The 20,214-nt window shown below is 49.3% G+C and carries 20 protein-coding genes; 3 read left to right on the top strand and 17 right to left on the bottom strand.

The features are described from left to right. Nucleotides 1-18 precede the first annotated feature (18 nt). The 6 genes from J0X21_RS14115 to J0X21_RS14090 all read right to left on the bottom strand — a co-directional run bounded on the left by J0X21_RS14115 (nt 19) and on the right by J0X21_RS14090 (nt 5,069). Nucleotides 19-1,077, bottom strand: coding sequence for a TAXI family TRAP transporter solute-binding subunit (locus tag J0X21_RS14115; protein ID WP_206812832.1), 1,059 nt, complete (start codon nt 1,075-1,077; stop codon nt 19-21). Between the two features lie 60 nt (nt 1,078-1,137). Then, nucleotides 1,138-1,545 (bottom strand): TRAP transporter large permease subunit, encoded by a 408-nt coding sequence (locus J0X21_RS14110; protein ID WP_206812831.1) that lies wholly within the window; start codon nt 1,543-1,545, stop codon nt 1,138-1,140. Continuing rightward, nucleotides 1,491-2,747 carry a TRAP transporter permease gene (locus J0X21_RS14105; protein WP_206812830.1) on the bottom strand — a complete coding sequence of 419 codons (1,257 nt, stop codon included), beginning with the start codon at nt 2,745-2,747 and terminating at the stop codon, nt 1,491-1,493. The genes J0X21_RS14110 and J0X21_RS14105 overlap by 55 nt, the downstream gene beginning before the upstream one ends. 23 nt (nt 2,748-2,770) lie before the next feature. Next, nucleotides 2,771-3,832, bottom strand: a complete 1,062-nt coding sequence (locus tag J0X21_RS14100; protein ID WP_206812829.1) for an ornithine cyclodeaminase family protein — start codon at nt 3,830-3,832, stop codon at nt 2,771-2,773. A 71-nt stretch (nt 3,833-3,903) separates the two neighbouring features. Then, the gene (locus J0X21_RS14095; protein ID WP_206812828.1) at nt 3,904-4,866 is read right to left on the bottom strand and encodes a UbiD family decarboxylase domain-containing protein; all 963 of its coding nucleotides are present in this window, start codon (nt 4,864-4,866) and stop codon (nt 3,904-3,906) included. Between the two features lie 17 nt (nt 4,867-4,883). Then, a complete protein-coding gene (locus J0X21_RS14090; RefSeq protein WP_206812827.1) occupies nt 4,884-5,069 on the bottom strand; it encodes a hypothetical protein in 186 nt (61 codons plus the stop codon). Between the two features lie 431 nt (nt 5,070-5,500). On the opposite strand from J0X21_RS14090, the gene J0X21_RS14085 reads away from it, so the two are divergent. From J0X21_RS14085 to J0X21_RS14075, 3 genes are read left to right on the top strand one after another with little or no spacing between them, the layout of a single operon-like run. Then, nucleotides 5,501-5,770 (top strand): AbrB/MazE/SpoVT family DNA-binding domain-containing protein, encoded by a 270-nt coding sequence (locus J0X21_RS14085; RefSeq protein ID WP_236006261.1) that lies wholly within the window; start codon nt 5,501-5,503, stop codon nt 5,768-5,770. Then, nucleotides 5,754-6,194: a putative toxin-antitoxin system toxin component, PIN family gene (locus tag J0X21_RS14080; protein WP_206812826.1), complete on the top strand. Its 441-nt coding sequence runs from the start codon at nt 5,754-5,756 to the stop codon at nt 6,192-6,194. The genes J0X21_RS14085 and J0X21_RS14080 overlap by 17 nt, the downstream gene beginning before the upstream one ends. A gap of 23 nt (nt 6,195-6,217) precedes the next feature. Further along, nucleotides 6,218-7,396 (top strand): MFS transporter, encoded by a 1,179-nt coding sequence (locus tag J0X21_RS14075; protein ID WP_236006260.1) that lies wholly within the window; start codon nt 6,218-6,220, stop codon nt 7,394-7,396. 180 nt (nt 7,397-7,576) lie between these two features. Here the strand turns inward: J0X21_RS14075 and J0X21_RS14070 are convergent, their stop codons facing one another. The 11 genes from J0X21_RS14070 to J0X21_RS14020 all read right to left on the bottom strand — a co-directional run bounded on the left by J0X21_RS14070 (nt 7,577) and on the right by J0X21_RS14020 (nt 20,210). After that, a complete protein-coding gene (locus J0X21_RS14070; RefSeq protein ID WP_206812824.1) occupies nt 7,577-8,215 on the bottom strand; it encodes a hypothetical protein in 639 nt (212 codons plus the stop codon). 444 nt (nt 8,216-8,659) lie between these two features. After that, nucleotides 8,660-9,472, bottom strand: coding sequence for a Bug family tripartite tricarboxylate transporter substrate binding protein (locus tag J0X21_RS14065; protein WP_206812823.1), 813 nt, complete (start codon nt 9,470-9,472; stop codon nt 8,660-8,662). Nucleotides 9,473-9,556: 84 nt separating this feature from the next. Then, nucleotides 9,557-10,282 carry a maleate cis-trans isomerase family protein gene (locus J0X21_RS14060; RefSeq protein WP_206812822.1) on the bottom strand — a complete coding sequence of 242 codons (726 nt, stop codon included), beginning with the start codon at nt 10,280-10,282 and terminating at the stop codon, nt 9,557-9,559. Between the two features lie 68 nt (nt 10,283-10,350). Beyond that, nucleotides 10,351-10,905 carry a cupin domain-containing protein gene (locus J0X21_RS14055; RefSeq protein ID WP_206812821.1) on the bottom strand — a complete coding sequence of 185 codons (555 nt, stop codon included), beginning with the start codon at nt 10,903-10,905 and terminating at the stop codon, nt 10,351-10,353. 62 nt (nt 10,906-10,967) lie between these two features. Further along, entirely contained in the window at nt 10,968-12,800 is a 1,833-nt protein-coding gene (locus J0X21_RS16125; protein WP_206812820.1) for an aldehyde ferredoxin oxidoreductase family protein, read from the bottom strand. A 33-nt stretch (nt 12,801-12,833) separates the two neighbouring features. Next, a complete protein-coding gene (locus J0X21_RS14045; protein WP_268939413.1) occupies nt 12,834-13,001 on the bottom strand; it encodes a MoaD/ThiS family protein in 168 nt (55 codons plus the stop codon). 71 nt (nt 13,002-13,072) lie between these two features. Beyond that, on the bottom strand, nt 13,073-14,983 hold the full coding sequence (locus J0X21_RS14040) for a TRAP transporter permease (RefSeq protein ID WP_236006275.1): 1,911 nt from the start codon (nt 14,981-14,983) through the stop codon (nt 13,073-13,075). 90 nt (nt 14,984-15,073) lie between these two features. After that, nucleotides 15,074-16,156, bottom strand: a complete 1,083-nt coding sequence (locus J0X21_RS14035) for a TAXI family TRAP transporter solute-binding subunit (RefSeq protein ID WP_206812817.1) — start codon at nt 16,154-16,156, stop codon at nt 15,074-15,076. A 63-nt stretch (nt 16,157-16,219) separates the two neighbouring features. Beyond that, complete coding sequence (locus J0X21_RS14030; protein WP_206812816.1) at nt 16,220-17,635, bottom strand: UbiD family decarboxylase; 1,416 nt, start codon at nt 17,633-17,635, stop codon at nt 16,220-16,222. A gap of 30 nt (nt 17,636-17,665) precedes the next feature. Next, nucleotides 17,666-18,832, bottom strand: coding sequence for an iron-containing alcohol dehydrogenase (locus tag J0X21_RS14025; RefSeq protein ID WP_206812815.1), 1,167 nt, complete (start codon nt 18,830-18,832; stop codon nt 17,666-17,668). Nucleotides 18,833-18,836: 4 nt separating this feature from the next. Further along, nucleotides 18,837-20,210 carry a dihydroorotase gene (locus J0X21_RS14020; protein WP_206812814.1) on the bottom strand — a complete coding sequence of 458 codons (1,374 nt, stop codon included), beginning with the start codon at nt 20,208-20,210 and terminating at the stop codon, nt 18,837-18,839. Between the last annotated feature and the right edge of the window lie 4 nt (nt 20,211-20,214).

Raw genomic sequence — 20,214 nt, 5'->3', positions numbered from 1 at the left:
GCACTTTTACCTAAGGCTCTACTTCAGCAGCCCTTTCTCCTTATAATATTTCTCCGCACCCGGATGGAGCGGAATGCTGGTCTTGGCAATGCTCTCCGGGGTATCCTTGGCCATCTGGCTCGGAACCACGGTCTTTAAGTAATCAAGCTGCTCTATAAGGGCTTTGGTAGCGGTATAGGCTACATTATCCGGTAAATTTTTGCTGGCAATTAAAGTTGCGGGTACTTCAAAGGTAGACAGATCTTCCTTTTGGAAATTGTACGTGTTCGCCTTTATGGTCACAGGGAGTACCGGGTACTTACTGATTACATTTTTAATTGCGTTGGCGTCGGGCTGCACCATTACCATTTTAGTTGTGGTGGCGGCTTCAGCCAGCTTGGCTTCCGGGGCAATCTCCATTCCGATCCGGACATCGGCACGGCCGTTTTTCATCAGGTCGAGGGCGGCGCTGCTGGAGAGGTAGAGAATTTTGCCCCCGTTTTTTTCAATATCGGCATAGGTGATGCCGTGTTCTTGCAAGAGAGCCTTGGCCAGAGTCTCCTGGGTACTGTCTTTGGTGTTCACACACAGGATGACCGGCTTAGTCTTCATATCGGCATAGGTTTTAATTCCGGAGCTTTCCGTAGCTATGGTTTGGTAGGTTAAAGGGCCGAAAATGCCGATCGCCCGCAAATCCGGGAATTTCTGTTTGTACGGCGGGTTTCCTTCATAGGCCGCCTTGGCCATGACGCTGAACACAAACCCAAGTTCAGCCTGGCCGGTGGCGACTGTAATCGCATTTGCCCCGTCTTGGCCGGGCTGATACCCGAAGGATGATCCAGGGGCCACTTTGCGGATAGCTTCCCCGATCGCCTCCCCGATTGCCGACCAGCTTCCGCCCACGGAGCCCCCGGCCAGAGTCACTTTAACCGGGCCGAGCTTATTATCCCCTGTCCCTGCCGTTGACGATTGCTTTGCCGAACTTGAATCAGCCGGAGCCGACGACGGCTTGGCACCACTTCCTCCACTGCCGCATCCGCTTAACCATAGCAAGCTGATAATAAGAACCGCCGCCAGCCATATTTTCTTTGTCTTCATTAAATAATACCTCCTCATGAATAGAGACGTCCTTTTAGAAATCTTCTCAAAGCTTCTTGCTCACCCCCCAACCTTTAACTTTGCTGAACCGATACTCGCATATTGCCGAAAGAAGCTGATCACGATCAAGCCTAAGCCTATGGCGTCTGTAAACAGTCCAGGATACATCAGCAAGAGCGCTGCGGCTATAGCCAACACCCGCTCCCAGACCAACATCTTTTTGCGCAGCCAACCTTCAACCGCAGCCGATAAAGCCACCACCCCCAAGGTTCCGGTGATCAAGGCCAAAATAACCTCGCTGGGCGTCCCTTGGAGAATCAGGGCCGGCTGGAACATGAAGATAAAAGGAACAATATAAGCCACGATGCCGAGCCTGCAAGCCTGCCACCCGATGGCCCAGGGATCCGCCTTGGCTATTCCTGCCGCCGCATAGGCCGCCACCGCCACCGGCGGGGTGATGGCTGACAAGGACGCGTAGTAAGCCCCATCCGTGTTTGCTTCCTGGTCCAGCTCACGACCACCGTGCTCAGGATGGCGATAATTCCGGCATAGACGGGGGTAAACCCCTTAAACAGCATGATAACCAGTATGACTAGCGGAAGCAGGTAATAACTCTGCTTTAACACCGCTTTCAATGATTCAGTGTCGATGCTTGTGTCGGTCAGCGGATTGGTGCGCAGGGTATGAAAATGCACCTGCAGCAGAATTCCCAGGTAATAGAAAACGGCAGGGATGATGGCGGCGACTGCGATATCCGCATACGGAATCCCGGTCAGTTCAGCCATAAGAAAAGCTGCCGCCCCCATCACCGGCGGTACAATCGCTCCCCCGGTGGCGGCGACTGCGGTTACTGCCCCGGCATATACGGAATCATACCCGGCCCGTTTCATATTGGGGATCGCAAATGAGCCCACCGTAACGGTATCTGAGGTCGGGCTGCCGGAGATCATGCCATATAACCCGCAGGCGATGGCCGTCACTTTGGCTTGCCCGCCCACGGCTTTGCCCGCCGCAGCGTTGGCCAGGTTAAAAAAGAATTCCCCTCCTCCGGAAGCATCCAGAAAGATGCCGAAAGTTACAAAGACAAAAATATAGGTCGCTGCGGTTTGCAAAGGAGAGCCCATCACTCCGTTCAAAGTATAGGACATTTGGTCGATGAAGCCCGGCAGGGATATTTTTGTATGGGAAAAAGCCCCCGGGAGCAGATGCCCAAAGACCGCGTACAGCACCGCCACCAGCACGACGCTTGTCAGGCCCGTGCCAAACGTACGGCGGCAGCTTTCAAAGGATATGACAAAAATGACCACGCCAAAAAACAAATCCGCAGGGGAAAGCGGACTGGCCATGGGCCAGCGCGTCAGAAAATATTCACTGTGGCTCACGACATAAATCCCGGCTGCAAGGGATAAAAGGATCAGGATGATATCGGGAACAGATGGTTTCTCTTTGCTCGTAGGTCTGGCCCCGTGCAGAATAAATACGATAGGGAGCATTAAGCTCAAAAACGCAACCCCTAAAATATAGGGATTATGCCTCAAGCGGGTGAGAGCAACGAATTCAAAAACTGCGGTCATCAGAGCCAGAGCTATCGCGGCATAACGCCAAAACCCGTCAGGTTTCCGGTGCCTGCCGGCCTGCAGCAGGCCAAAAACTGCCTTCATCCAGCGCATCTAACACTCCTCCTTTCCAAGTTCTATGGATGGACAGATTCCGTAAACCACTCACGGGGCAAGTCATTCCCTTTGCCCCGGGCCTCAGCCTGAGCGAGAATCAAAGACCCAACGGCTGCGAACTGCAAACCCAGCCCGTCATTGTTATAAAAACAAGTCACATCCCCGGCCTTTTCCCTGCCGGGAACCCGTCCGGAGATTAGGTCCGCCAAGTTCGGGAACTTCTCCATCCGGTACTTCTCCTCCTGCCACCAGCCACTGTTCTTAAAAACAGCAGGAGTACCGGTCACGACATTATCCGGCTGGCTTTTATCGTTGACATGAACCACCACCCGGTCACAGCGGTCAAGCACCACCCCGTCAATTTCCTGCGGCTTGATAAACCCGATGTGCACTCCTTCCTTAAGCCACTCCGGCTTGATCACGGGGACCATGGAAGACGTGGCCGCCAGAATGATATCCGCCCCCTCCGCACATTCCTCAGGAGAATCAACCGCCCGAACAGAAATCCCGTAGCGAGCCGCCGCTTCCCGGGCAAAACTTTCTCTACTCTCCCGGCGCAAGCTGTAAACTTTCACTTCTTGAATCGGCCGCGCGGCCAGGGCAGCCATCAAATGCGAACCCGCCTGCCACCCGGCTCCGAACAAGGCCAGCGTCCGCGCATCCGTACGCGCCATATACTTAATCCCCAAGCCGCTGCTGCCGCCCACTCTCATGCGCTGCGCCACCCCATCCGGGAAAATCGATAACAGTTCCCCGGTCTCCGTGCTGAATAATAAGATGAGCCCAACCCAACGCCCTCCGGCCAAAGGGAGTTTTACCCGGCACTGGGTTCCTTCAACGAACGGATGGCTGATGATATCGGATTTGATGCGCAAAGCCTGAATCCGGCGGGAGGGCCACGTCCCGCCGGTGTGCTTGAAAGCGTAGTACGCATCCTCCCGCCCGCAGGGAGCGAGATTATCCCTTCCGAGGGAATATAAAGCACGCCCCGCCGCCAGATCCTGATAGGCCTCTTCCAGCACAGCCATACAATCCGGCATATTCAGCAGCTCGCTTATTTCTTCGTTACTGAGTACAAGCATGTATTAGCCTCCTTTCGGGAAATTTGCCCGCTGGCACGGTCACTGGTAATACCTTGCCTTTTTGGGTCTTATTATTTAAGCCGAACCTGCCGTGCTGCGAGTTTTTCTCCGGTTAGGTAATGTTCCCCCCGGACAGCCAGCCGCGCTTCTTCTTCCAGTTCCTCATCCCATTGTCCCAGGGAATAGCCGAACCAAGGTGCCTGGGGTTTTAGGCTTGGCAAGCCCAACTCATTCCAGATTGCCAAGGCCTCTTCCATATATTCTTTTTTGGGGAGGGACACCGGGGGAAAGGGTTCTTTCAGAATGGCGTTGATCAAGAGAGAAGAGTCATCCGCCGCATCGGCCCGTTTGATTTCTTCTTCAATACTCCCATGATCGAGAAACGGGGGCGCATGCCCTTTAACCTTGCCCTCAATAATCCGGACATCCCGGTGGGGTTTCATGCGGTAACTTAAGGCCCACATCACCGCATCCATATTTTCCGGATCAATGTCCTCATCCACCGCGATCACCAATTTGCCAAGCTCCTGACGGTAGCTCAGCACTCCGAACAAGGCCCGCCATACCTCGGCCTCCTTGGGCTTGCGCATTTGGACGATAATCACTTTGCGCAAATTGGTCAGGGGCTCGTGCATCGAAACCTTAACCACACTGCGCAAATTCAGGGTACGCTTCAGGTAGTCAGTGAACAAAGGCTCGTACCCAACTTTCTTGATGACACTGCTTTCACTCGGAGTCACCTGGCTGATAAATGAAACCCAGACCGGCTTCCGTTTATGGGTGATGCAGGTTACTTCCATAAAAGCGCTTAAGTGGCGCGGATGCATATACCCATGGGATTCCCCAAACGGTCCTTCCGGTTCGAGCACATCCGTGTGGATTATACCCTCGAAGACAATCTCCGCATCGGCCGGAACTTCGAGATCAACTGTCCTGCATTTGACCATTCGAATCGGTTCCCCGGCTAAGCCTCCGGCCACCTCCATTTCATTCAGTCCGTACGGAACCTTTTGCACCGCGGCATACGAAACCACCGGGGGCGCCCCCACCACTAAGGCTGCCTGCAATTTTCAAACAGGAAAGCCTTGCGTTCAGATTCCGCAATTCCTCCCCGAAACTGCCAGCGCACCAGGGGATGCAAATGCGTATTTTTGTTAATAGCCCGGGTTACCCGGATTAACAGTCCCTTTTCTTCCAAGTTCTTAAGATGCTCCTGGATGTCCGGATATTTTCTCATCTTGGACCACCGCCTGTCTAAGAGAATCTTTTTTTGGCATACACCGACCAAGTTTACAGCATTATATCCTCCGCTTCCCCTTCCCACAATTAACAATCTTGCTCAAAAAATGGGATTATCGTTCCCAGAAAATATCCCCCGGGACAAATCCCGGGGGAAGAAAAAAATTATGTGCCAACGGCAGAGATAGTGAGGCGGACGGTATCTTTTCCGTGTCTTAATTAGCAGCGGCTTGGAGAGTCCCAGTTCTAATGCGCACTCATTGAGAGCGGATTTCTATTCCGCAGAAATTAAAAAGGCGGAAACCCTTGCTAAAGGGTTCTGCCGCCTTTCTCCAAAATGGAAATTTCTATATTGACTATATACAGTTTAAAATTTATGTTAAACTATAGTAAGGAAGGTAAGGAATTTCAGAAAGGAGTAAGATAAATATGAATATGGAAGTTTCGCGGGTTACGTCAAAAGGGCAAATCACTATTCCCAAAGCTGTCCGTGAACGCTTAAATTTGACTGAAGGAGATAAAGTTGCCTTTATTGAAAAAGACGGAAATATTGTTATTACCAAATCCAGTATTATAGCTTTACGCGATTTTTTTGATTCCATAAGTAAAGAAGCCCAAGATAGAGGGATAACCGAGGAAGAATTGTTAAATGACCTGGAACAAGTCCGGGAGGAATTGTGGAATGAGCAAAAAAAGTAACAGCTTTCGCGTTTTCGTTGATTCTAACGTATTAATTTCAGCCATGCAATCCCAAACTTCAGTTTCTAGAAGGTTATTATTCCTTCTAGCCGAGGAACACCATCTTATTATTTGTAGTTATTCTATTACGGAAGTATCACGAATCATAAGTAGGAGATTTCCAAACAAACTAGCGGAATGGGATCGTTTTTTAACCCAGCTTGAATTTGAGTTAGCGTATACGCCTTCTGATATTTCCTCTTTCCCGACGCCGTACATTCGAGATGCCAAAGATATTCCTATTCTTGTATCTGCTATCCTTGCACAACCTGATATCTTAGTAACTGGGGATAAAGATTTTCACACACAAGAAATCAAAGAACACTTTGCCGTGTATACGCCTATTGAATTCCTTAGAAGCTTTAACGGCGAGATGAATCAATAAGGAACATGAGAGGGGGAGTTTTCTTGTCCTCGAATCCGAACATAGAGAAGCAACAGCCATTATGGACCAAAGATTTTATACTGATCACCTTGGCCAACTTCTTTATCTTCCTCGGCTTCCAAATGCTTCTCCCCGTCCTGCCCGTTTATGCCACCAAACTCGGTGGCACTGACGCCTCAGCCGGGCTGGTCGTTGGAGTTTTCACCCTATCTGCGGTTCTAATGAGACCAATCGCCGGGCGTTTGCTGGACCAGCACGGGCGCAAAGGCGTGTATCTCAGCGGGCTGGTTCTGTTTCTCTTATCTGTGATTGCCTACCATTGGGTGCCGACCGTTTTGATCTTGCTTGTTCTCCGTTTTATCCATGGCTTCGGCTGGGGCGCGGCCAGCACGGCTTCCGGCACCATCGCTTCGGATATTATCCCCAAAGCCCGTCTCGGTGAAGGTATGGGTTTCTTTGGGCTGACCAACTCCCTGTCCATGGCCTTGGCTCCGGCCTTGGGTTTAAGCATCATGAAATGGTCCGGGTTTGACACGGTGTTTATTATTTCGACGACAGCAGTCATCATGACTATACTTCTTGCGTTTCCAATAAAATATCACACACCCGACCGGGGAGCCTCACCTCAGAAGTCAAACATGTTTGAGAAGGCTGCCTTATTACCCGGAGTTGTCATCCTCTTTGTAACCATGACCTACGGCTCCGTGGTCGCTTTTATCGCTCTCTATGCCGACTCACGCGGAGTCCAGAACATCGGCTTGTTTTTCACCGTCTATGCCATCGCCTTGATGGTCTCCCGCCCGGCTTTCGGTCGCCTGGCTGACCGCAAAGGGTATTCCGCAGCCATCATTCCCGGTATGCTCGGCGTCCTAGCCACGATGCTCATTCTCTATTTCTCCGCTTCTTTAAGCGCCTTTCTCGCGGCAGCAGTGATCTACGGCCTGGGATTCGGAGCGGTCCAGCCTTCCTTACAGGCCATGGCCGTACGCACAGTTCCCCCGTTTCGCCGCGGATCGGCCAATGCCACGTTTATGGTCGGGTTTGATTTGGGAATTGGACTGGGGTCGATGATCTGGGGGGCAGTCGCCGAACTTACCGGGTACCAGGCGATTTATCTCTGGGCCATGGTTCCGGCCGGGATTGCGATTTTGCTTTATGTGGGGTTTGGGCGAGCGAGGGAAAGGCAAAAACATACTGATTAGATGAGTGTGTGTTCCTTAAGGAAGTATTTTGTAAGTTTCATTATTATAATCGTCAATAAGATCGACTAGTTTTAATACATTTTCCTTATTCTCTCCCTTAATGTATACAAGCGTTTGACCGTTCTTTTTCTTAATATTTATGTAGTTTTTGTCTTTTGCTTGTAAATCTTTAAAGTAATCTTAATAAAAAGGGGCAGGAGCTGACTCGGGGTAAGCGATTAATACAACCATTTCGGCATTTTCGACTAATGGTTGTATTAAAGAATTCCTAGAAGAAAAGCCGGAAGCATTAAGTTTTATACGAAGTTTTTCTGATTCTTCTTGTTCACCTAAAACTATTGTCTTTTGTATCGTTGGTAACGAAGGTAATATCCAATCATGATTTTCAAGTTGGTTCCCATTAACCTGCCATTGTCCGTTCTTATTTCGGAGGTATAAAGTTCCTTTATAAGTTTCAGTGTAGTCAGGTTTGATTATTGTCGATATATTCACTTTAACTTCATAACTAACATTTGCTAAGGTTTCACTGGATAATTGTATCGAACTTAAGTTCAAATCTAAAACCCTCTGAATTAAGTTAGCACCCGTAGTTGCGGTTAATAAATCAGAAAACCTTTTCGTTAATTCTTCTTTGAATTCAGATGTGACATATTGTAAACCTGGCATTTCTCTTGTCATTTGGTAATTAAACTCGAAAGAATCAGTTAAATATTTTTGCGATACTACTTTAACCTTAGATTCTTCTGTTGAAGAAACACTACAACCGGCAAGAGTTATGATGATAGTAGCTATTACAATCAGGCGTAAAATTTTAAACAATTCCCTTTTCCCCCTTCTAACAATATAAAAAATAATTCTACATAGTAGTTCGAAATTCCTGTGAATTATGAAAATATCAAAAAGTAAGGAATAAGGTTTTCTCTAATTCATAGCTCGAACATACTCGCAAAATTACTTCGCAGCTAAAGTATGTAGCTTGCTATTCAAAAGCAAAATTTTCATTTACAAGTGGTGCCGCATTGCGGCATGGGAATCTGATATGCAAAAAAACAGATAACTATAAATTCTTACAGCTATCTGTTTCCTATTATGCTTATGAATATGCTATCGTAACCTTACCTTAAGAACACAGTGTATCTCTTCACGAATAAATAACGAGGTTTCCCCTACATTATTTTCCTGTCGTAATCTCTTTAATCAGTTTTTTCATTTCCGGAGTCTGATTCAAAGCGCTGCTTACCAATTTGCCGGTTTCTTCCCCGTTCATAAACTCACTAAAGGTTTTTTATCCGCAGGGGCAATGTCCCTCAGATACGGAATATTATCGAGCTTCTTCCCAATCGATAAGACAGCGACCGCCTCCTTATTATCTAGCATTGACTGCATAGAACTTAAGGTTCCGATTTGCCCGTCAATCTCACCACGCATCATGGCCAAGTCTTGTTCCTGCCCGCCATACCCGTTAATTAACTGAATATTTAGTCCTAAAATATTTTTTAGAAACAATGCATCGTTCGTGCTGGAACTTCCTAGTCCTGTTCCTCCAAGCTTAACCGCTTTGTCCTTTTTCATATCCTCGATCGCTTTGAAAGAACTATTGGTTCCGACGATGAAAACCCTCGGTTCACTGGTCGCATTGCCCAGCCACGTAAACTTATTTAAATCAAACTTAACCCCCTCTTGGCCTATCAGCTGGGTTATAATCAAAGCCTTATCAAAAGTTCCTATGGTTAAACCGTCGGGCTTCGCTGTATACAAATCATTGGCGCCGATAACATGGCCGGCCCCCGGAACATTCTTGACAATGACCGTACTTCCGGGAAGGTATTTTTGCAGGTAGGGAGCTACAAACCGGGCGTACGTATCATAGCCGCCCCCTGCTTTTGTGGCGACGATAAAAGTTATGGTCTTGCCGTTAAAGAACTCATAGTCCGCTTTGACCGCAGTGTTCGCTGCCGCTGTTTCTTTCTTACTTTCACTTTGAGTTTTATCCGATGCGCAGCCGGCTAGCAGCAGTGACAAAATCAAAATTAAAACCAGAATTTTCGAAATATTTCTTAGATGTTTTCTTATCATTTTTTCACAACTCCTTCGTAAATATAGTTTATTTACATAAATTAAATTTTATCGTGTCAATCTTCACGCAAACAACCTAAAATCTTATTTTCCCAGGGAATCCAGCAGCATCCCGAACCCTTTTATAGGGGTTTGAATCTTTAATGCTGCAAAAGCATACCAGAAAGTGGCCAAAGTACTGCTAACAGCCGGTTTACCCATATCTCTTTCCAAAACATCGATAAGCCGTATGGTTGGCCAGCGTCCGCATGGCATATATACACAATCTGCGTCCTCTGCCTGGTAAAATGCTTCTTTAGCCAGCTGATAAGAAGCATATTCCGGTAAATTACCGATAATCGAATTTTTCTTAATCCCCAATCCTTTGGCGTATAAGACGGTAAACCCGGCCTCTTCCAGAAAGGCCTTCGTCTTAAGATTATGTTCCTCTTCATAGGGGGAAGCAATTGCTACTTTTCTAATGGAAAGACTTCTCATGGCGTCCACGGCCGCACAGATTGTAGTCTGGACCGGAACCCCCAGCTCATCCTCAAGCTTTAGGCATATTTCCCGCGCCTTTTCATACCCTTTGCCCGAGAATATCGGTCCACCTCCCAGCAAAATTACATGAGCGCCGGCTTCAACCAGGTCTTTAGCCGCAGACTCAAGCTGTTCATATTGCTTATTGAGGTCTTGTTGATCCAGTTTCCTGATTTGCCCAGTCGTGTTGAGAAACATCACCCCGTCCGGCGCTAATTGGTAAAATTCGTGGACCATGGTATCCCCGCGGGAAGGGGATATATGCCCAATCCGGGCGCGCCAGCCATACATTCTGTCCACCTCTCCCTAACAAACCGTTATTTATTGAACTTAGCTTGCCGACAAGTTCGGGGTAAATACTAACCTTCCGGATAAAAATTCGGGAATCCCGGCACCGGGTCTTTGGACGGGTATTCCACAACCTTTTGAAAAATCATATGGGCAAATAGGAAAAGCGGTTTCGCCTTAAATACAATCACTTTGACAGGCTTCTCCGGATCACTGTTGAAATGCTGGTGAACCGAGGCATTGTCTACGATACAGACATCCCCTTCCTCCCAGTCATACCGCACCCCGTCATGAATATCATAGCCTTTTCCTTCCAGGATCACGAACACAGCACTGTTCATGTGGCCGTGTTTTTGTCCGGCTGAGCCCGGAGCGATTACGTCAATGTGGCCCTCGATCATCTGGGTAATTTCAACACTTTCCGGGTTAATCACCGCCCGGTGGTAAAAACGGGGGCCCCCTTTCCACTTCCAGTTTCCGCTCTTGTAAACCCGGGGTTGTTCCAACAGCTGTTTGTACACCTCACCGTAAACCCCTTTAAGCGCCCTCACATACGTTCGTTCCTTTTTCCACTGTTCCCACTTTTCTTCTGCGTGAACATGCGCCTTCTCTTTTTCTTCCCTCATAGGTGCCCACCTCCACATTGTTATTCCTGACTTGACTTCTCTTACCGATTAGAAGTGACGATTCAATATAAGTCCTTTACGATTGCATCCAAGCCGAGATTTTGTAAGGTATCCGGCTTTGGCCTGCCGGATATTCTGTCCCAGCCCATCAGCTGGTAATACTGATCCAGCGTTTCATCCCAAATCTTCATGACATCCTTGCCTTGGGCAGGACCGTCTACCGGGACTGAACCATATCTTGGGGATGGGTATTCAACATCCGGCCTGATTCCATGCCGCGAATTAAATGCCCGCAGCAAAGTAACCACTCTCAGGGACATCCTAAACGCTTCTTCAGGAGTATAATCCCACCCGGTCACCGCCTTCAGCATCTCAACCAGGTGATCAACCCCGGCCGAAGTCATGGTGCGTGTCGGAAACATACAAACTACTAACGAATCCACAAAATTTCTGGGCTTTCCATGCACAATTCCTTCGGCTAGCGCGGCCGGGGAAAAGGCATCGGGAATATTCAGGCCAATGCTCTCAATCGTCCCTGTACCGGAAGTCGCCGCGTCAAACATTTCAAACCAGCGTGCCCGGTGATCATGTCCCCGGGGAGCATACCCTTTCTTCAGATATACAGCTAAATTCTTCGCTTCCCCGCCAATGCTTTCTGCGGCCCGCATCACCCCCTCGGCCAGAAGATTGCCAATCCCTTCCCGTTTGGAAATTTTAGTCAATAAGGAACGAACTGCTTCCACGTTGCCCCACCGTAATTCCAGGCCATCCGTATCTTCCACACTTAGAAGTCCCCGCTCAAAACACTCCATTACAAAAGCCGTCAGCCAACTCGCTTCATTACCGTCGAAACCCAAGCGGTCGCATAGATTGGAAAGCATCACCACGGCTCCCGGGTCGCTCTGGCCGATCAGGGTTCCCATCCCGGCAAAAAGCTCGTATTCCGGCTCATCCCCCATAAAACCCGTATAAGGGCCTTCGGTTACTTTAATGACATGGCAGTGGCCGCTGGGGCAAGCCCAACATGAATCCCGTTTTAACTCAAAGCGCTCCCGGTAATATTCACCTCCCAGCTTCAGGTACTCTTGCCCAATCACATTGGACGTTAGATTCTTATACGGAAGCAGACCGGTGTTAAAATACAGCCCAAGCAGGTGGGAGGTGCCCCGGTTGAACGTTTTCCCGCTTTTGGGGTCATTTCTGGTTTGCTCAACCATAGACCGGGCTAGTGCAGACATCCTTTCCGCATCATGGATCGCCGTCTTATAGGCTCCACGTTCGACCGCGATGGCTTTTAGTTTTTTGCTTCCGAGTACAGCCCCAATTCCGTTTTTGGAAGCAACATGACCACGATCCCCGACGAGAGCGGCAAATTTGACCAAGTTCTCCCCGGCCGGCCCAATACTGAAGACACTGGCTTTAAGACCCGGCCTTTGAATCAGCTCTTTGACCTTTTCTTCCGATGCCAACGTATCAAGCCCTTTCAGCAGCTCGCCTTCCCGGATTTCCACAATGCCATCGTGTAGGTAGAGATAGACCCAGGAAGCGGAGGATCCATGGATGATCAAGCCGTCAAAGCCGGAGGTTTTTAAATACGCGCCCAGAAAACCGTTAGCCTGGGTGGAAGTCGCACCATTGGTCAAGGGGCCTTTGGTGATCACTGAAAATGCCCCGGCCCCGGCCAAGTGGGTACTGTTTAAGGGGCCTCCGGCGATGACAATGTGATTCTCGGGACTGTCCCACACAACTCCCGGCTGAACCCGGTCATATAATAACCGGGCTCCGATTCCGGTCCCGCCTAAATAATCCCGCAACATCTTGTCCGGTAGCTCAATATAGTCTACTGAATGATTCGTCAGATCGACCTGGGCCCAGCGCCCTGCATAACCTAACACCTTATCACCCTCTTCGATAGAATAATCTTCTCTTTAGCCGCCGAAAATTGCCGGAAAAATGTAAATTTGGTCTCCCTCGGCCAAGGCAGTTTCAAGATCCTGAAAGACATTATTTAACAGGAAGAAAACCTCTCCTTCCGCGATGCCGAGTTGCCTCAGCAGCATTCGGACCGTAGACCCCTTGATGACTTCTGCCTCCATCTTCTTTCCGGAATCAGGGCCGGTCTTTACGATGAAATTTTCCATACCGCCGTAAAATTTAATCTCAACTTTCATAGTTTCATGGTTTGGATGCTGGCTTCGGACTTTAAGGTTTTATGACGGCTCCAATTCTTAGTCAAAGCTGTAAGAATCATAACACTGGAAACTCCTTCCAGCACAATATTGGTAGAAGCCGCCAGCAAGATACCACCCAGGATGTAAAGCGCCCGTTCAAACCGGGTTAGCTTGCCGCCGATATCAAAATAACCGCTGAATCCAATAGCGCCTACTCCCAATCCCACAATTGCGGTCACTACGGAGTGAAGAACTTCTAATCCTCCTCCCTGCATGACCAACCCCCTGTTGAATATCATGGCGAACGGAATAATATAACTGGCCATGGCCAGCCTCATCGCCGTAAGGCAAGTCTTTGCCACGTTGCTCTCAGCAATGGAAGAGGCTACATACCCGGCAACGGCAACAGGCCAGGTGATAAACGAATATAACCCGGTCCAGAGAATAAAAAAATAAGCAATCGTTTGCTCCACCCCGGCTGCTTCCAGGGCTGGTGCCACCAGAACCACCAAGAGCAGGAAACTGGCTGACCAGGGTAAGCCCATGCCCAAGATATAATTGACGATGGCCGTGAACAGTAGAAGCAATAACAATGAACCGTTGGAAACATCAACTAAAAAACCGGAGAGTTTAACACCTAACCCTGTAAGAGAAACTACGGCTACCACACACCCCGCTGCACCGGCAATTCCAATAATTGACACCATTGATTCCAGCACGGTATTCTTCAAAGCGTTATAGATTTTTTTCAGGTTCAGCTTTTCTTTGCCGAACAAAAGGTTGGATATAATCAGGGCTGCAATGGTAATTAAAGCCGATAGAATCGCGTCATTTTTAAACCAGAGGAGTTCGACAAAAAACACCGTCATCGGAATGGCATAATACCAGCCCCCTAATAAGGTCGAGCGCAGATCCGGCAGCTTTTCCCTTTCAATTCCTACTAAATTTAGCTTTGCTGCCTCCAGGTCAACTTGAATGAATAAAGTCATGTAATAGAGCAGGGCCGGTATGATGGCCATGGTAATGACTTGGCGGTAAGGAACCGACAACATATCTGCCATAATAAAGGCTACCGTCCCCATAATCGGGGGCATAATAGCCCCCCCGGTGGAAGCGACAGCCTCTACCGCTCCGGCAAACTCGGCCCGGTAACCAAGTTTTTTCATTAACGGGATGGTAAAAACCCCCGTCGTCGCTACATTCCCTACCGCACTTCCTGAGATCATGCCAAAGCCCGCGCTGGCAAAAATCGCTATTTTGGCCGGGCCTCCTCTGACGTTGCCTACTAAGGCATTGCTGATGTCTATGATGAATTTGCCGAGCCCTGTTTCCGTCAGAAACTGGGCAAACAACATATAAACGGCAACCATGGTCACGATGGTGCGGGCAATCACGCCGTACATGCCATCCGAAAAAAGATAGAGATGTCCAATGATCCTTGCTGTACCAAACTCAGCGATGTTCAAAGGGCCAGGGATGTAAGAACCTAGGAAAGCGTAGGCTACAAAGATGGCGGCGATAATGGTCAGGGCTAAGCCAACCGTTCGCCGGGCGCCTTCCATAAACAGCAAAATAGCGGCGAAACCCAAGACAATTTCCCCTGCACTGGGCAAACCCATCGTTGTCACAATCCGTTCGGCGTTTATCATGACATAGGCGCCTACTAGAATACTAAAACCGGCTAAGATCAAGTCATACCACGGAATAGTACTATTCTCTCCGGACTTTGTGGTGCGCTTACGCAAAAAAGCCTGTGCCAAAATCAAGCCACTGGTCAAGGCCACAAAACCCATGGGGAAGATTTCAAAATAATCCGAAAATAAATCAAAGAATCGCACCGTGTATAACACGATAAAAACCGTAGTCAAAGCAGCCAGCCAATCTGCAACCTTCATGACGCGCTCCATTAACACCGTGAGCACCTCCATCATAAGCAGGAGTCTAAACGGGGGCAGGGTTAGCCCTGTCCATGGCCCTCCTGCTAAACTGCGTTAAACCTATTTGGCTTTAGCCAGAACAGATGCCTGAGCCTGCTCCAGGCTAGGATTCCATACTTTCTGCTCGTTTAAGTACTTGATGCTGCCATTTTGATATGGAACTACAATTGGAGAGCTTTTTACACGGTCTAAAGTCACTTCTTTAAATTCCTTACGCCCGCTGATCAATTTGTCCTTTTCCTTAAAAATGATATTGACCACATCATAAATCGTCTGCTCGCTGGTTTTGGCTGATCCTAACAATAGAAAGTCATAGCCGTACATCGGAATCTTCTCAGATAATCCGACTAAGGGGTCGGGACCGTATGAAGTGGCATATATGGGGCTGTAAGCGCTTTGTGCCCGTTTCACGGCTGACTCATCTGTCGGAAAAACAATTAATTTAAGCGGATCTTTCTGGTGCAATTCGGCCGCCCGGCTTCCGCCAGGGGTCCCGGCATAACCGTCACTTCCCCTATTAGCCACTTTTTCGATTGCCTCCCCAATTTCTGCGACAGAAACTACTTTAGTGTCTTCGAGCGTTAAGTTCGCAGATGCAAGAATCGCGGATAAAGCTTTCTTATAACTGGGCGTTGAGATCACCGTTGCAATTCTTTTCCCTTTTAGATCAGCAGGAGATTTGATGCCGGTCTTATCCGCAACAGTTACAGTGAAATAGGATGTATTCAGCGGTATGATCGTCCGAATGTCTTTAAAAGGAGGTGACTTGGAGAACTCGTCTGTACCCAAAAAAGCTGATTCGGCGTTTCCCGCCGTGGTAATGGTCAGGTCAACCTGACCGCTCCTTAACAATTCAAGCTGTTGGGTGGATCCCCCCGACGGTTCAGCCGTAGCGGGAATCCCGGCTTTGCTCAGTACATCTGCCATAGTCAGAGCCATGCTATAACTGGAACTCGAAAGAGAAGCGCCGGCAATCCGCAGGATTTTCCCTTGATTTGACCCTCCCTCCGAGCCGTTCTTGACCGGTGATTGGGCACTGTTGGCCGGCGCTTGGGCCGTGGATGAGGCACAACCTACTAGCACCATCGAAGCACAGAGCATTAGCGCTAGCGTTTGAATTAGCCTACTTTTTCTTTTAGACATCTAATTAACCTCCCCGTTTAACATTGATAAAAGGAACGGTTACGAGAATACAAGGACTGGCTTCTAGAATACGTCCCCGGCGAATTTCCGCTTCACATACTCCTTGATTTCGATACTGTATTGGATAGAAGGCGGGAATTTATCTTTCCAGTGGTAAGGCTTGCAGGCAAGTATTAGGGCACGGGAATTATACCCCTTTTCCTCAACCGGAATAACCGGATCAAGGGGACCGCTCCAGCACTCTTTGACAATCTCAATCGCGCGTTGGGGATCAACCCTGGTGGCCAAGGCCCAAATGACCTCGTCAAAATTATAGGGATCGATGTCCTCATCTACCACAATCACATAACGGCCCAGGTACGCTCCGGCATGACATTGCATCGCCAGCATCGCTGCCTGTTTGGCATGCCCGGGGTAGCGCTGCTTAATGCTGACCACCGTAATAAAGCGGTGCTGGTGACAGGCCACTCCTTGAATGTCGGGAACACCGGCAGCCTCAATCTCATTCCAGATCTGGGCCGCCCGCATCAGCTCGTAAGCGTGTCCGAAATCGTTGGGCATAATGGCGGTCGTGGCTCCGGTAATAATCGGGTTATTCCGGTGGTACACCGCCTTCACCCTGATTAACGGTTCCGGGCGGGAATGACTGGCATAGTACCCGGTCCATTCCCCGAAGGGGCCTTCTGTCTTGGCTTCATGAGGCAGAGATTCTCCTTCGATGACTATTTCCGCGTGGGCCGGAATAGGCAGCCCTGTAACCTTACCCTCAATCACCTCGACCGGCCGGCCCTGAATTCCGCCGGCATAGTCATACTCGCTGACCCCATAGGGGGAGGGCATGATTGAAGTGACAAGGAGCAGGGGATCTTGCCCGAAGGAAATGGCTACCGGGCACGGCTTGTTCTGCGCGAAATACTTATCCCTATGAATCCGTCCATCTTTCCCGGGCGAGACGAAGAAAGCAAGGGTCTTGTCATCGTGAATCATCACCCGGTAAGTCCCCAAGTTAACCCAGCCTTCATCCGGATCACGGGTTATGGTCACACTGCCGGTGCCAATATAGCGTCCCCCATCCAGGTGATGCCATAAGGGAGTGGGAAATTCCCATAAATTCACGTCATCCCCCAGGTGCACATTTTCCATGACACTCCCGGTAGCTACGAACTTCGGTTTGATGGGAACAATTTCTTTGCTCCGTTGGCGCCAAGTCTCCACAAACTCCCGGTCACTGGGGCTGGGGTTCTGATTCAGGGTTAAGGCCAGTCTGCGCGCTGAATTCAAAATATTCGTCAGCACCCGGTAGCCTTTCGGGTATCCGGGAATGCTATCAAAGAGCAGGCATCTTTTGTCAGCCGGATTTTTAGCCACCAGATCTGAAATCGCACTGATCTCCATGTTCCAATCCGCACCCTCGACCGTTTTGAGTTCACCGTAAGCCTCTATTTGTTCCAGCCAATCACGCAGGTCTTTAAAGCTCATTCACCTGAAACTCCCTTCCTTTTTGTTTTTTTACCTCCAACCTTTATAGCTTTGCTCGAAGATTTCAATCAACTCAGACTCCCTGGCCTGGCGCAGATTAAATTTAACCTGGGATCGACTCATGGCTATTTTAGCCATACGGGGGATTTCCGATTTCGGTACGATCTCTTCCGTCAGCCGGTCCGGAAAATCCACTATAGTATAAAGTTCCTTAATCAGCTCAATGGCTTCCCGTGCCAAGGACGCTTTGGTTCCGGCTTTTTTCCCGCCGCCAAGGGCTAAGGCTAAACGGGCAAATTTATCCTCACACACCGGCAGGTTATACTCCATTACATACGGAAGGAGAATGCCATTGGCCAGTCCATGTGAAATATGGTAAGACCCTAACGGTTGGGATAAAGCATGCACCAGGCCCAGTTTGGCATTGCCGCAGGCGATATTGGCCATGGCACTGCCATATAACTGGAAGTTTATGGCTTCTAAATGGTCGCTATAAGCTGCTGCCGGCAGGTTTTCGACCATTAAGCGTAAAGCCTCGTAAGCCACCGCATCCGTAAGGGGTGTTGCCAGGTTGGTGCAAATAGCTTCCACTGCATGGGTAACGGCATCCATTCCGGAAATAATCATTTGTCTCGCCGGAAGGGTTCTCAGAAGCATGGCATCAAGAATTGCAACCGTGGGATGGCAAGCCCAGCCGCCAATCGTCATCTTGTAATTCCGTTCCTCATCCGTAATGATTAAAGCGGCGGAAACTTCGCTCCCCGAACCGGCCGTGGTCGGAAGGGCAATGACCGGCAAGGGCGGTTTTTTAAATTGTTCAAACCCTTCGTAGTCTTTGATATTCCCCCCGTTGGTCGCAACTAACGCGATTGCCTTGCCGGCGCAGAGCGGGCTTCCTCCCCCGACAATGACAATCCCGTTACAGAATGCTGATTTTAGTTGTTCCTCCCCCTTGGCTACAACTTGAGTTCCGGGATCCTCCGGGACCTCGTCAAAAATCTCATAACCGAGACCCGCCTTCTCTAAAGAACGCAGGACAGGTTCCAAAACCCCGGCTTTTCTGATACCGCTGTCTGTGACGACCAAAACCCTGGTAAGCCCGGCCTTTTTAGCTTCCGCACCGGTTTGCTCCGCCGTCTGATAACCCCAAATTATTTTGGTGGGAAGAGTAAATAAAACGGACTTGTCAAAATTCATGATTTCACCCCCTCGTATAATTACGATAAATATACCTGCCAAAACCTCTCGGCCCGACGATTTCTCCCTTTTCCATGACCACCTGACCCCGCACCATGGTTAAGATTGGCCAGCCTTTAAGGATTTCACCTTCATAGATGGAAAAATCCGAATAAGACAATAAATTCTTGGCCTGCACTTGCCGTTCCAGTTCTAAATCAACAATTACCAGATCAGCATCCGCTCCGACTTGAAGGGTTCCTTTCCTGGGATAAAGGTTAAAAATGCGGGCTGTATTGAATGACGTGATCTCCGCAATCTTCTCAAGGGACAATCCTCTCTTATGATAGCCCTCACTTAAGAGAACCTGCAGCAGTGTGGTACTGCCGGGAAACCCGGGCGGGCTGTCCCAGATGCTGACCATTTTTTGAGTCTTGGTAAACGGAACATGATCGGTGCCGACCGTATGAATCGAACCATCCTTAAGTCCTTGCCACAGCGCTTCCCGGTCCTGCTCATGCCGCAAAGCGGGATTGGCCTTGGCCAGTTTTCCTTCTTTAGCCCGCAGCGTATGGGTAAGATAATGAGTGCATGTCTCTACGTACCTGACTCCCTCTTTCTGCCGCCACTCCCGGACTATCTCCAGCCCGGCTGCCGAGCTTAAATGAACAATATACACCGGGCATCCCGTTTCCCGTCCCAGGAAAAAAGCCCTTTGAATACTTTCCGCCTCGGTGAATCCGGGCCTGGCTTCCGACCATGCAGCCAAATCATCCCGGCCCGCTGCTCTAAGAGCAGGCTTAAGGGTATCAATAATCTCTACATTTTCGGCATGTACACAAGCCACCCCTTGGCCCATGTGAGCAACCTGTTGAAACCCCCGGTACATAAGGCCGTCATCACAGCCAATGATTCCCATGGCCCGTCCTTCTTCTCCTTTGTAGGCCATGAAAAACTTAAAAGAGGATACTCCGTAATCTTCAAAACAGCGGCGGAGATGATCCACCTGTTCGCTCAACATCAGCCCGAAGTGAAAAGCGACATCCACATAAGCGCGGCTTTCCGCTTCTTCCTTCATCACAGGGAACATTTCGTCGTATAGGCCCTGCCGCCGCAGGTAGGTAAACATGGTGGTGACTCCACCCAGAGCAGCGCTCTTGGTTTCCGTTGCAAAATCTTCAACCCTGTTTCCTAACGCCAAATGGGAATGGGGTTCGATGACACCCGGTAAAATATGATTTCCCCCGGCATCAATCACCTTGCCCGCCGGTAAATCCACCCCCGGATCCAGCAGGGCTGCGACCTTGCCGTCTTTAATTCCCAGGGCTGCCTCGACGATCCCTTGCGTGGGAATCACCAATTTTCCATTCTTAACCAGACAATCGAACAGTTTTTTCACCCCC

This window comes from Paradesulfitobacterium ferrireducens (assembly GCF_017310645.1).
GTDB classification, from domain to species: Bacteria; Bacillota; Desulfitobacteriia; order Desulfitobacteriales; family Desulfitobacteriaceae; genus Paradesulfitobacterium; species Paradesulfitobacterium ferrireducens.
The sequence above is the reverse complement of the archived record's forward strand: the minus strand, read 5'-3'. Positions and strand labels throughout refer to the sequence as shown.

What these genes read in the sequence shown, in the direction of transcription:
- J0X21_RS14045 (WP_268939413.1), bottom strand. Translation starts at nt 13,001, where the DNA reads ATGGAGGCAGAAGTCATCAAGGGGTCTACGGTCCGAATGCTGCTGAGG.
- J0X21_RS14035 (WP_206812817.1), bottom strand. Translation starts at nt 16,156, where the DNA reads ATGTCTAAAAGAAAAAGTAGGCTAATTCAAACGCTAGCGCTAATGCTC.
- J0X21_RS14040 (WP_236006275.1), bottom strand. Translation starts at nt 14,983, where the DNA reads ATGGAGCGCGTCATGAAGGTTGCAGATTGGCTGGCTGCTTTGACTACG.
- J0X21_RS14055 (WP_206812821.1), bottom strand. Translation starts at nt 10,905, where the DNA reads ATGAGGGAAGAAAAAGAGAAGGCGCATGTTCACGCAGAAGAAAAGTGG.
- J0X21_RS14090 (WP_206812827.1), bottom strand. Translation starts at nt 5,069, where the DNA reads ATGAGAAAATATCCGGACATCCAGGAGCATCTTAAGAACTTGGAAGAA.
- J0X21_RS14100 (WP_206812829.1), bottom strand. Translation starts at nt 3,832, where the DNA reads ATGCTTGTACTCAGTAACGAAGAAATAAGCGAGCTGCTGAATATGCCG.
- J0X21_RS14105 (WP_206812830.1), bottom strand. Translation starts at nt 2,747, where the DNA reads ATGCGCTGGATGAAGGCAGTTTTTGGCCTGCTGCAGGCCGGCAGGCAC.
- J0X21_RS14115 (WP_206812832.1), bottom strand. Translation starts at nt 1,077, where the DNA reads ATGAAGACAAAGAAAATATGGCTGGCGGCGGTTCTTATTATCAGCTTG.
- J0X21_RS14025 (WP_206812815.1), bottom strand. Translation starts at nt 18,832, where the DNA reads ATGAATTTTGACAAGTCCGTTTTATTTACTCTTCCCACCAAAATAATT.
- J0X21_RS14080 (WP_206812826.1), top strand. Translation starts at nt 5,754, where the DNA reads ATGAGCAAAAAAAGTAACAGCTTTCGCGTTTTCGTTGATTCTAACGTA.
- J0X21_RS14085 (WP_236006261.1), top strand. Translation starts at nt 5,501, where the DNA reads ATGAATATGGAAGTTTCGCGGGTTACGTCAAAAGGGCAAATCACTATT.
- J0X21_RS14060 (WP_206812822.1), bottom strand. Translation starts at nt 10,282, where the DNA reads ATGTATGGCTGGCGCGCCCGGATTGGGCATATATCCCCTTCCCGCGGG.
- J0X21_RS14065 (WP_206812823.1), bottom strand. Translation starts at nt 9,472, where the DNA reads ATGATAAGAAAACATCTAAGAAATATTTCGAAAATTCTGGTTTTAATT.
- J0X21_RS14030 (WP_206812816.1), bottom strand. Translation starts at nt 17,635, where the DNA reads ATGAGCTTTAAAGACCTGCGTGATTGGCTGGAACAAATAGAGGCTTAC.